Here is a 12,078-nt window from a genome sequence, read left to right on the forward strand (position 1 = left end):
GCCGGCACTGCCTTCGATGGTTCGAATCCGTCTCCCTCCACCATATTCTCCTTAATTGGAAAATCGAAAAGCCAACTCATTGAGTTGGCTTTTTTCGTTTCCGAGCTTTATATCTTTCTAAACGCATCTTTCTAAACATTGCCCTCAACTTCCTAAACACTAACCCACTACTACAAAAAACTTGATCAGTCTGACTCATTCGGACATCAGTGCTCCCATACTTAAGCATGACGCTCACAAACCAGATAAGCAGCGCAACCTAAGTAGTTTGTAGAAACTTGCTCTTTGCATTTACTCTCAATGTCCTGTTTCTGATGCACCGTGATCTCAGGCGCCAATACGGATTTAAAGAACTTTGTCATTACTCATTACATCCAGATGAAATCAGTTAGTTAGTTAGTCTCAGGTTAATCCAATATTTGAATAAGATACATCTCTTATATTTGTCTTGATGACACTCTTCCTCTACTCATGTTATTTCTCTGTTCCGCATGTTTCGTCATATTGGTATTGCTCCGTGAATCTAAAACTCTCCCCCTCTCAAAAAAAGCTTAAAGCCAATTTCCCAGACGCAACTTACAGATACATATTATTAGGCGCAAAAAAGCCCCTACAGATTTCTCCGTAGGGGCTTTCAATAATCAAAGTAATATCTAGTTAACTCATTTTTAGTTAACTATCGAGATTAACCTTGAATACCAACAATTAGCCAAGGCGCATTGTCAGTAGTTAGATCGCGTTCTAAATGCCAGATATCAGTGATATCTTCTTCGATGCCATCCGCTGTATCACGGTAACGACCACTAAACTGAAGGCTTAGCTGTGCTTTGCTACCATCGTGGTCTGCACGAACGATTTCAGCATCAACGTACATTACGTCTGTGTGCTGATCACCCTCTAGCTTGTTACGCTCAGCTTTCAGATCTTCAAATAAGCTTGGAGATACGTACTCTTCAATCGTGTTAAGCTCGTTGTGGTTCCATGCACCTTGCAGTGTACGGTAGTGCTCACGAGAGCCATTGATGAAGGCCGCTTGATCAAAACCCGGTGGGTAATTATGCGGAACATCGCTTTGAGCACCAAAGCCAAAGCCGCCAGCAGCACCTTGTGGTTGAGATTGAGGTTGTGCTTGCTCGAAGTTATGAACATTTGGCTGTTGCTTAGGTTGCTCATACTTGTTCTGACCCATACCACCGAATGCTGGCTGTTGGCCACGTCCATTCTGCTGATTCATTGAGCCCTGCTTGGCCCCCAACATTCCACGCAGGAATTTAAACGCTAGGAAAGCGATTAGACCCATAATCAGAATATCCATAAACTGGATACCTTCAAATGCGCCGCCAAAGAATGCAGCTAAAAGACCACCGGCAAGTAAACCACCTAGTAGACCGCCCATAAGGCCTTTCTTGCTAGAGTTAGCTGCTGTGTTCTTACCCGTCTGATCTTGTCGGATCGAGTTAGTGTTTTGTTGTTTTGGTGCTGGAGCCGTTTTGAAGCTTTTGCCAAATGACTTACCACCACCAAACTTTTTCGCTTCCGCGATTGGCGTCACCGCGACTGTTACCAACAGGATCGCGACTAGTGAGAAAAATCGTTTCATTATTATCCTTTATAGGGTTCTTTATCTTTCGACACCTTAATCATACTCGTTAACAAAGAACAATGAAATATTCACGGCGTTTACACATGTATCATAATATTGCTGCTATTAATTGGTTACTTAATTAGCGAAGGGATTGACGGCAATCGGGGGCAGCATTAAAATATTGAACGATGTTCATTTATAGAAAGTACTCATGGCAAGAAGAAACGATCATACTCGCGAACAATTAGTGCAATTAACTTTAAAGACAGTGACCGACTTCTTAGCTGAGCACTCCTACCACGAGTTAAGTCTACGTAAAATTGCCAATATGATTGGCTACGTTCCTAGTACCCTAGTTAATGTATTTGGTAACTACAACCTATTGCTCTTGCATGTTGTTGCGCAAACCCTAGACGAACTCGCTGCCGAATCCGCATCTGTCGTAGAACAATCGAGCAATCCTCAACAAGCATTGTTTAACCTTGCTTACTGTTATCACGACTACGCACAAAAGCACCCTCACCGCTGGCAGCTTATCTTCGAACACAACATGAATGGCGAAAACCTTCCTGAGTGGCAATCGAACCGAATCGATCGAATGACTGGCATGTTAGAACAATTACTTATAGCGATCGCACCAGAGCACACAGAAAGCGAAGTGGTTAAAGCGAGCCGTGTATTATGGTCAGGTGTGCATGGAATTACGCTACTTAGCGTTGATGACAAGTTTTTCGCGTCAGAGCCTATTGATGGTAAAGAGTTGATTAATAACCTAATCTCAAATTACTTGACCAACTGGTAATCATCCAAGGAAAGACAATGAACAACAGCAGCCACTCTTCGCTGTTAACGCAAAAAAGGTTCCTACCCTATTTTATCACCCAGTTTCTAGGAGCCTTTAATGACAACATATTCAAAAATGTGCTGTTGTTGTTTGTTGCCTTTGCGAGCATAGACACTCTTCCTATTTCCAGTAATTTATTCATTAACTTAGCTGCTGGCCTTTTTATTCTGCCCTTCTTCTTATTTTCTGCTTTAGCTGGCGTACTGGCTGATAAATACGAAAAATCTTGGTTTATCCGTAAAGTTAAGCTCCTTGAAGTACTAATAATGTCATTGGGTGCGGTCGGATTTATCTACGAAAGCTACGGTATACTGCTTTTGCTTCTGTTTCTAATGGGAACACAAAGTGCTTTCTTTGGCCCGGTGAAATATGCCCTGCTTCCTCAACAGTTAGAGACAAAAGAACTAGTAACCGGCAATGCGTTAGTCGAAACAGGCACATTCTTAGCGATCCTGATTGGCACTCTAGGCGCGGGGGTTATCGCGTCAGAAGAGAGCTCAAAGCTTATTGCCGCTGTGTGTATTGTTTTGTTTGCTGTTCTTGGGTACGTATCAAGCTGCTTTATTCCTGAAGCGCCAAGCAATGCTCCAGATCTAAAAGTGAAATGGCAGCCAGTGAAACTAACTCGCACCACACTGGCTATTGCTAAAAAAGATCGCCCTACTTTCCAAGCATTAATGTCTATTAGTTGGTTTTGGTTCCTTGGTGCAGCTTACCTAACTCAGTTCCCCAATTTCACCAAGCTGCATTTAAATGGCACAGAAAGCTCCGTTGCGTTTTTACTGGCGCTGTTTTCGGTAGGTATTGCGATAGGGTCTTTGGCTTGCGATAAACTATCTAATCATCGAATTGAAATCGGTATCGTGCCAATAGGCAGCCTTGGTATCTCAATATTTGGCTTGTTGATGGCAATATCGATTCCCGAATCACTGCCTGATTTTAGCTCTTTCCACCAATTCGTGACGTATTCTGAGCTGTGGCCACTATTTTTTCACCTCTTATTATTAGGTATATCAGGTGGTATCTTCATCGTTCCGCTTTATTCCTTAATGCAGTTGCGTGCCAAACCAAACGAGCGTGCACAGGTGATCGCAGGGCTCAACATCTACAACTCACTATTCATGGTGGGAAGCGCCGTTCTCGGTATCATCTGCCTAACTGTTCTTGAACTTTCGATTCCGCAACTGTTTGTATTACTCGCACTGTTTAACACGTTAGTTGTGTTTTACCTTTTCTATCAAGTACCTATCTATGCGTTCCGTTTTTTCACATGGGTAGTCACTCACACCATGTACCGTGTAAAGCATAAGAACCTACATCACCTACCAGAGAAAGGTGGAGCACTCATCGTATGTAACCATGTGAGCTATATGGATGCATTATTATTGAGTGCCGTTTGTCCTCGCCTTATCCGTTTTGTAATGGAAGAAGACTATGCAAAGCTTCCACCATTGCGACGCTTCTTGAGACGAGCTGGAGTTATTCCTATCTCATCAACAAATCGTAGTTCGATGCGTAATGCCTTCAAAGATGTTGAAGATGTACTGCGTGAAGGGCATATCGTCTGTATTTTCCCAGAAGGAAAGCTTACTTCAGACGGAGAAGTCGCCGAATTCATGCGTGGTATGGAACTCATCATCAGACGCTCTCCAGTCCCTGTCATTCCAATGGCACTTAAAGGATTGTGGGGCAGCTACTTCAGCCGTTTCAAAGGAAGAGCGTGCAAAGGCTTACCAACCCGTTTTTGGACGAAGCTAGAGATAGAAGCTGGCGAACCTATTCTACCGAAAGATGCAAATTGCGAGACACTCCGCCAGGCTGTTACAGATCTTCGAGGCTCAAACCGCTAAGTTAAGTAAACTAAGCAGCGATTAGTTGAATGATTAAATAGTTAATATCGCTAAATAACGAGTTCTCTAGACAACATTTATGAAGCCGCATCCAACCGAGTAACATCCAGCCGCATCTATATCGATGGAAGAGTATATCCATGAACAAGCGTTAAGTTTTACTTAACGTTTGTTCAATTCATTTAGACTTACTTACCATTGAGTTAAGCGTATAGTCTTCCAATACGCTGCCATAACCATAAATGACAACCTAAATATAATGAATTTAAAAAAGTCTGTTCCATTTTATATTGCTGCTCTATTTTGCTTAACCCCTTGGGTAAGCTCACCGACTGCGCTTGTTATTGGCTTCCTATTGGCGAGTCTAGGCTTGGTACCTGAGCACTTAGAAGTCGGCAAGTTAACGAAGAAGCTATTGGCCTACTCGATTGTTGGTTTAGGTTTTGGCATCCAGTTTGAAAAGGCACTGGCGGTAACAGGTGATGGCATTGGCTTGATTGTCACAACGATCATTGGCACGTTGGTCATTGGGTGGTTCTTAGCAAAACGTATGGGATTGGATCGCACCACGGGCTACCTTATCTCTTCTGGTACCGCTATTTGTGGTGGTAGCGCTATCGCAGCGGTCGCTCCTGCAATCAAAGCAGACGATGAGCAAATTGGCTTGGCATTAGCCACTGTGTTCGTATTGAACTCAGTCGCTCTGTTCTTATTCCCTATGATTGGCCATGCTCTTGAGCTAAGCCAGCAAACTTTCGGTACATGGGCGGCAATCGCAATTCATGATACTTCTTCGGTTGTCGGTGCAGCATCGGCGTATGGCGAAGAGGCACTCACGACAGCAACAACACTCAAGCTAGCTCGTGCACTTTGGATCATCCCAATCGCGCTGATCAGTGCAATGATTTTTAAGAACGATCAAAAGAAAATTACAGTCCCTTATTTCATTTTCTTCTATTGTGCCGCTATCGCCGTTAGCGACTTATTGCCGCAATTTGAGATGGTCTACCAGGGAATTTTTGATATATCTAAACGTGCACTCGTAGTGTGCCTGTTCTTGATCGGTTGTGGTATCTCAGTTGAGAAGCTCAAAGCAGCAGGACCAAAACCGTTAATGTTTGGTATTACGATGTGGGTAATGATTTCTACTGGGTCATTAGCGTGGTTAACACTCGTCTAATGCGAAGGGAAACGCTATCTATTGGTTAGCTTGCAACAAGCTAACGAGAAAAATAAAAAGGCAAAGCTCCAATGGGCTTTGCCTTTATCGTTTATTTCCTAAGTATCTATGGTTGCTTAAACATCTTTTGTTAATTAGGCACCTGTTGTTAATTAAGCATCCATTGTTGCTTAAGGATCTAATGTTACTTAAGTATCTGTGCTCGAAGCAGTCACTAATCAAACAGGGGCTTATCACTCTTTTTGCTCTCTTTTTTCATCAAAACAAGCACTACAACCAATACAAATGCGGTAAGCTCAGCTAATGATCGAGTCAATCCCGACGATGTTACTGCTTGGCCTATCTGCAGTAAGACCGCAACAATGAGGGCGATTTTCATAATAAGACCTTATTCTATAATCCGTTCTTTATAGGGCTTATTATGATGGATGGTTATAAAGATAATAAATTCTGTTTTGAACTATCTAATTGCTAAATTAACTAAACTAGTCCGATTGACCCTCTAACCACTTAATAAAAGTTCTGACCTTAGGCCGTTTTTCAGTGCCTAACGGACAGATTAAATCATATCCTTTGTCTGTATCCATACTCGGATAAGGCGTGATCAGTTCACCCGTCTCTATATATTGCTTAACAAAGTGATAGCGTCCCATCGCAACACCAATATTGTACAGTGCACTCTTTACACCCATATCTCGATGACTCACGCAATAAAACTGATCATACAGATCAACATCCAAACCGTTGTGCTTAATCCATCGTTGCCAAACATCGGACCCCAATGCATGTATAAAATTAATCCTATGTAACGACTCTACTCCATCATCAAAGATATTGTGTTCAGCAGCATAACTCGGTGTACATACCGGTATGTACTTTTCACCAAACAAGCGTTGTCGGTGCATATCTTTGAGGTCTTCAGCACCATAATAAATAGCAACATCTAAGTGGTTTTGATGAAAATCCTGCTCCTCTTGCGAGAAAATGTTGAGATTAAACTTAGGGTATCTCTGTTTAAAATCAGCCAGTCTTGGCAATAACCAACTGTTAGCAAATGCAGGGCTCGTACCAATATTGATCTGTCCGTACAAGTCTGTGTTAGTAATGTCTTCAATCTCACCAAAAATAGAACTTAACGACTTCGACAAGGTTCGTTTAAAACGCTGACCTTCTTCAGTTAACGCAAGCTTACGAGTTCCTCGCACAAACAAATTAAAACCGAGTTCTCCTTCTAATACTTTAATCCGATGGCTTACTGCACCTTGCGTGAGATGTAATTTTTTCGCCGCCAGTGTGAAGCTCATGTTCTCGGCAGCGACATTAAAAGTATGAAGGTTTCTCAGTAAAGATTGATGGTTAGCCATACGAACTCATGCATTAAAAATTTTAATTCATACTACTACCCGTTTCGTTTGTTTGCATCAAGAAATAAGTTTCTAATACCCACAGTTGCTTAAAATCCTGCTTCGATCAACATTTGGTTCCACGCTTTGACGATCAGGAACATTAAAAAAATTAATTACAAACTTAGGGGTACATATGAATATACTCGGGTATATGCAAAAAGTAGGTAAGGCATTAATGGTTCCAGTCGCCACACTGCCAGCTGCAGCAATCCTTATGGGGATCGGCTATTGGTTGGATCCTGTGGGATGGGGTTCAGAAAGTATTTTAGCCGCATTCTTGATCAAATCTGGCGGTGCTATCATCGACAACATGGCGGTTTTATTCGCGGTAGGTGTCGCATTTGGCTTAAGTCGAGATAAAAATGGCTCTGCCGCATTATCTGGTTTTGTGATGTTCCTTGTCGTCACCACACTTCTTGCTCCGGGCTCTGTTGCTCAATTAATGAATGTTGAACTCAGTGAAGTGCCTGCGGCATTTGGCAAAATCAGCAACCAATTCGTGGGCATCGTTGTTGGTATCATTTCTGCTGAAATCTATAATCGTTATTCAACCGTAGAACTTCCTCAAGCATTAGCCTTCTTCAGCGGTAAACGTTTGGTTCCTATCCTGACTTCAATCGCAGGTATGGCTCTCTCTTTTGCTCTGTTATACATCTGGCCAGCTGTGTACGACTCTTTAATCGTTTTGGGTATTAAACTCGAAGGTATGGGGGCTGTGGGAGCTGGTCTATTTGGCTTCTTCAACCGTCTGTTCCTATCAGTTGGTATGCACCACGCTCTTTATCCTGTGTTCTGGTTCGACGTTGTAGGCATTAATGATATTCCAACCTTCTTAGGCGGCGCACAATCTATCGCTAACGGTACGGGCATTCCGGGTAAAACAGGCATGTACCAAGCGGGCTTCTTCCCAATCATGATGTTTGGCTTACCCGCTGCGGCATTAGCGATGTACCACTGCTCCGATGCGGAAAACAAGAACCAAGTATTTGCAATCATGCTTGCAGCGGCCATGGCTTCATTCTTCACCGGTATCACAGAGCCGCTAGAGTTCAGTTTCATGTTCCTAGCACCAGTATTGTTCCTATTGCACGCAGTATTGACAGGTCTATCGCTTTACATTTCAGCAAGTATGGAATGGATGGCAGGGTTCGGCTTCTCTGCTGGTTTCGTTGACCTAGTACTATCAAGCCAAAACCCACTAGCAACTAACTGGTACATGCTCTTAGTTCAAGGTGTTGTATTCTTCGCGCTTTACTACTGCATTTTCCGCTTCGCTATCATTAAATTCAACCTGCGAACCCCGGGACGTGGTGAAGAGATGGAAGCAGAAAAAGAGCTAGAAACTCCAGAAGCACTGGCTAACCTAACCAATGGCTACATTGAAGCCGTCGGCGGTGCAGACAACATTCTAGAAGTAGATAACTGTATTACTCGCCTACGCTTAACTGTAAAAGACTCAGGGGCAGCTGATAGTGACAAACTGAAGAAACTAGGTGCGGCAGGTGTGGTACCTGTTGGTAAAGGTGGCCTACAAGTTATCATTGGCCTAGGTAAGGTCGATAAGGTCGCTGAACAAATGAAGAAGGCTCTTGCTTAAGTTAAGCAACCAGATGGAAAGATAAAAAACCTTAATGACCAGATGAAATACTAAGAATTTGTGACGGCTTCACCACCGTCACAACCCCCTGAAGCGCAATTACGACTAGTCACCGTGTATTGCGCTTCATTTTATTGTTCTCAGTTCTATTTAGAACGTATCTGCTGTAACCACTGTGCCAACACTGTGCGCGAAACCTTAATACCTTGCTGTTCTTGCTCTGGCATATGGTAGTACTCGACAGGAAATTTGAACCGTTCAAGACGGCCATTTAATTGCTCGGCAAACCATTCTTTGGGTGGTAAATCCGTACAATCTAGAATAGCGACAGGTCGAAATCCGAATTCATCGTCTTCAATTGGAACGATAAACGCCTGATTGATTGCAGATAATTGATTAAGTGCTCGCTCAATTTCTTCACAGTGAATATTCTCACCTCCAGAAATAAATTGATTATCTGCACGGCCAATAATCGACACTTGTTCGCCAACCCACTCACCAAGATCTTTACTGTCGAACCAACCTTGGTCATCCACCAGTGGCGTTAAGTCACCTTGATAGTAATAACCAGAAGCAAGTGTATTACCGCCAATATAGATACGTTGATCTTCAATCTTCAATTGGCGTTGGTCGAGAACAAAGCCTGCCGTTTTGGTGCCATCGATGGGTTTCGCGGTCACTGTCGAAGCCGCTTCTGTCATGCCATATCCAAGCCAAGTTTCGATACCCATTTGTTGAGCTTCAAGCCCTAGCGCTTCTGGGATATGGCTCCCACCTAACAACACATGAGTTAAATTAAGTGCTTGTTTACTCTTCAGTAATCGATGTAGCTGAGTAGCCACTAATGAGGCATGACTGCAACCTTCGATGTCTGTCTCAAGCTTACCTGACCCTATTTTGATGCAGCCACCAGCCGCCAACCAACGATGGACAATCGCTAATCCCGATACGTGGTACATCGGCAAGCTAAGTAGCCATGTATCAGCTTGTTCAAAGTGGAAAACGTCGAGTAAGCCCTGAGCTGAACATAAGTGTTGCTGCAACGTGTGCGCCACCGCCTTCGGGTTTCCGGTAGAGCCAGAAGTGAATACGATGCTCGCTAAAGATTGAGGACCAAAGTGTACGTTTTCCGGTGTTTTTGGTTTGTCATCATCATCGACCTTAACTTCGTTCAAGCAAGGCAACGTTACCAATATAGTCTTGAGTTCAACAGCATCAAAATGATCTAGCCCACAGCTATCTAATAACCACAGGTATCGCCTATCTGATTGGCCATAAAGGGATTCAAGCTTCTGCGTTAAACGAGCTTTCGGCTGAGGCATGGTAAACGCACAAACCACACCTAAATTTAAGGCCGCAAGATACACTGGAATCACTTCAGCTTGGTTCTTACCGGCAATCGTCAGTACATCACCTTTAGATAGGCCTTGTTGAGACAACTGTTGTTGGTACTCACTCACTAACGTTGATACTTGCAGCCAAGTGCAATTTCGGTCAGGAGTCACTAACGCTGTTTGATGTGGGTTCTGTTGCGCCCACTGTACCCAGAACGGGTGATGAATAGATTGTGGGCGCATCATAGAATAACCGAAAAATAAATGAAGAACCGACCGAGCTAATTAAATCGCCATTCAACTAGCTCGTAAAACGTACCGCACAATAGCTTTGTCTAAGAAGACCAAATCAATTGCTGCTGCTCAAGAGTTAAAACTGGAAGCTCACAACCTGGCCAAGAGACTTCTAGTTGCTGCTGATACAAGCCAATCGTATCAAGTCCCGGTACTTCGTTTGGTAGATACTGCTGGGCCAAACGAGCAATCTGCGTCAGACCTAGACTAGACTCTATACTTGAACTCAATATAGGTTTAATCCCAAGTTGCTGTGCTCGCTCAATGATTGCTACACAACGCTCTACAGAACCAATAAGAGTTGGCTTGATCACTACAGCTTTAACACCAGTTAGGTCACTTAGATCAAACTCTGGGCTTCTTACCGCTTCTTGTAATGTTTCATCCCACGCAATTGCCACACCATGGTCGATAGCAAATGCCAAGCTGTCTTCAGGTTTCAGGCAAGGCTCTTCAATAAAGCTAATGCGTTGACGCAACGACGGCGAAATGTACTTAATAAATTGCTTCGCTTTTTCTGGCTTCCACGCACGGTTAGCATCTAGCCTCAAACTTAAGTCAGGAATTGATTCAAGGAATAAGCTCACCAGCATGCCATCACGAATGGCTTCATAAAGGCCCACTTTTACCTTGGCAACCTTCTCGCCTTTCATCCCATTGAGAACAGGAATCAGCTCATCCGGATCTCCTGTGCACAAAGGCGCAGCTTGATAATTACCTTCAGCGTTGAGATCACCGCGTAACTCCATCATCGCCATTGAAAGGCCAAACGCGACAGAAGGATATAGCTCTTCAAACGACGTTTGAGGATTATTGTGGCTCCAAAGCTCTAATTCGTGTTGAAGCTGGATGCCAGCTTGTTCGACATCTTCTTGGCTAAAGCCCGGTAACGGAGCAACTTCGCCAAAACCCGATTTACCATCGCACTCAAGTTGGATGATATAACCCATTCTTTCGCTCAACTTATTATCACGAAGTATCACACCGCTATCCATAGGCAATTGATAACGATAGAGTTTAGCTTGGCGCTGAGAATTCACTGAGTTCATTAGATTTCCTAAAAAACGAGAGCATTAAACAAAACGAGCCGCTATTAGCGACTCATTCTGAAGAGGAAAAGACTATGGATTACGCGGGAATTTGTCGAAATCAGGTCGACGTTTCTCGTTGAATGCGTTTCGGCCTTCTTGACCTTCCTCTGTCATGTAAAACATCATTGTTGCGTTACCAGCTAGCTCTTGAAGCCCAGCTTGGCCATCACAGTCCGCATTGAGTGCCGCTTTTAGACAACGCAGCGCCATTGGGCTGTGTTGAAGTACTTCACGACACCAACGAACGGTTTCTTTTTCTAGATCAGCAACAGGTACAACTGTGTTTACTAGGCCCATGTCCAATGCTTCTTGAGCATCGTAGAAACGACACAAAAACCAAATTTCACGCGCTTTCTTCTGGCCAACGATACGAGCCATGTAAGAAGCACCCCAGCCGCCGTCGAATGAACCCACTTTAGGACCCGTCTGACCGAACTGCGCGTTTTCAGCTGCAATAGTCAGGTCTGCCATCATGTGAAGAACGTGACCGCCACCTACTGCCCAGCCGGATACCGCTGCGATAACCGGTTTTGGACAAGTACGAATTTGGCGTTGAAAATCCAATACGTTCAAGTGGTGAGTACCTGAATCATCTTGATAGCCGCCGTAATCACCACGGATACTTTGGTCACCACCAGAACAGAACGCTTTCTCACCAAGACCTGTCAAAATGATTACGCCAACCTTCTCGTCGTAACGAGCGTCAGCCAGTGCATTGATCATCTCTTTTACGGTTTGTGGACGGAACGCATTGTGCACTTGAGGACGCGCAATCGTGATTTTCGCAATACCGTCGTCAGATTTGTGGTACTGAATATCTTCAAATTGACTGCTTTCATCGCGCCAGTTAACGGCTGCGTAAAGTTCTTCTTCTGTGATGCCTACTGTTTTAGCCAT

General features: G+C 43.7%; 10 protein-coding genes. 4 read left to right on the forward strand and 6 right to left on the reverse strand.

The features are described from left to right. Positions 1 to 685: 685 nt before the first annotated feature. The gene (locus tag ACFI6G_RS16685; RefSeq protein ID WP_010439568.1) at positions 686 to 1,600 is read right to left on the reverse strand and encodes a Tim44 domain-containing protein; all 915 of its coding nucleotides are present in this window, start codon (positions 1,598 to 1,600) and stop codon (positions 686 to 688) included. Between the two features lie 196 nt (positions 1,601 to 1,796). Here ACFI6G_RS16685 and ACFI6G_RS16690 point away from each other — a divergent pair, with 196 nt between their 5' ends. From ACFI6G_RS16690 to ACFI6G_RS16700, 3 genes are all read left to right on the forward strand, one after another. After that, positions 1,797 to 2,387, forward strand: a complete 591-nt coding sequence (locus ACFI6G_RS16690; RefSeq protein ID WP_010439565.1) for a TetR/AcrR family transcriptional regulator — start codon at positions 1,797 to 1,799, stop codon at positions 2,385 to 2,387. Between the two features lie 17 nt (positions 2,388 to 2,404). Beyond that, positions 2,405 to 4,279 carry an MFS transporter gene (locus ACFI6G_RS16695; protein WP_102282546.1) on the forward strand — a complete coding sequence of 625 codons (1,875 nt, stop codon included), beginning with the start codon at positions 2,405 to 2,407 and terminating at the stop codon, positions 4,277 to 4,279. Between the two features lie 259 nt (positions 4,280 to 4,538). After that, positions 4,539 to 5,459 (forward strand): YeiH family protein, encoded by a 921-nt coding sequence (locus tag ACFI6G_RS16700; RefSeq protein ID WP_010439560.1) that lies wholly within the window; start codon positions 4,539 to 4,541, stop codon positions 5,457 to 5,459. Between the two features lie 214 nt (positions 5,460 to 5,673). On the opposite strand, the gene ACFI6G_RS16705 is transcribed toward ACFI6G_RS16700, so the two are convergent. Further along, a complete protein-coding gene (locus tag ACFI6G_RS16705) occupies positions 5,674 to 5,838 on the reverse strand; it encodes a hypothetical protein (RefSeq protein ID WP_010439557.1) in 165 nt (54 codons plus the stop codon). 106 nt (positions 5,839 to 5,944) lie between these two features. Further along, positions 5,945 to 6,823, reverse strand: coding sequence for a LysR substrate-binding domain-containing protein (locus ACFI6G_RS16710; RefSeq protein WP_010439555.1), 879 nt, complete (start codon positions 6,821 to 6,823; stop codon positions 5,945 to 5,947). Between the two features lie 193 nt (positions 6,824 to 7,016). Between ACFI6G_RS16710 and nagE the strand changes: the two genes are divergently transcribed. Beyond that, complete coding sequence (gene nagE / locus ACFI6G_RS16715; RefSeq protein WP_016800941.1) at positions 7,017 to 8,462, forward strand: N-acetylglucosamine-specific PTS transporter subunit IIBC; 1,446 nt, start codon at positions 7,017 to 7,019, stop codon at positions 8,460 to 8,462. 146 nt (positions 8,463 to 8,608) lie between these two features. Here the strand turns inward: nagE and menE are convergent, their stop codons facing one another. From menE to menB, 3 genes are all read right to left on the reverse strand, one after another. Then, positions 8,609 to 10,042 (reverse strand): o-succinylbenzoate--CoA ligase, encoded by a 1,434-nt coding sequence (gene menE / locus ACFI6G_RS16720; protein ID WP_102370973.1) that lies wholly within the window; start codon positions 10,040 to 10,042, stop codon positions 8,609 to 8,611. A gap of 89 nt (positions 10,043 to 10,131) precedes the next feature. Next, positions 10,132 to 11,139 (reverse strand): o-succinylbenzoate synthase, encoded by a 1,008-nt coding sequence (gene menC, locus ACFI6G_RS16725; RefSeq protein WP_102370972.1) that lies wholly within the window; start codon positions 11,137 to 11,139, stop codon positions 10,132 to 10,134. A 72-nt stretch (positions 11,140 to 11,211) separates the two neighbouring features. Beyond that, positions 11,212 to 12,078: a 1,4-dihydroxy-2-naphthoyl-CoA synthase gene (menB, locus tag ACFI6G_RS16730; protein ID WP_010439547.1), complete on the reverse strand. Its 867-nt coding sequence runs from the start codon at positions 12,076 to 12,078 to the stop codon at positions 11,212 to 11,214.

Source organism: Vibrio sp. PSi01 (assembly GCF_054960695.1).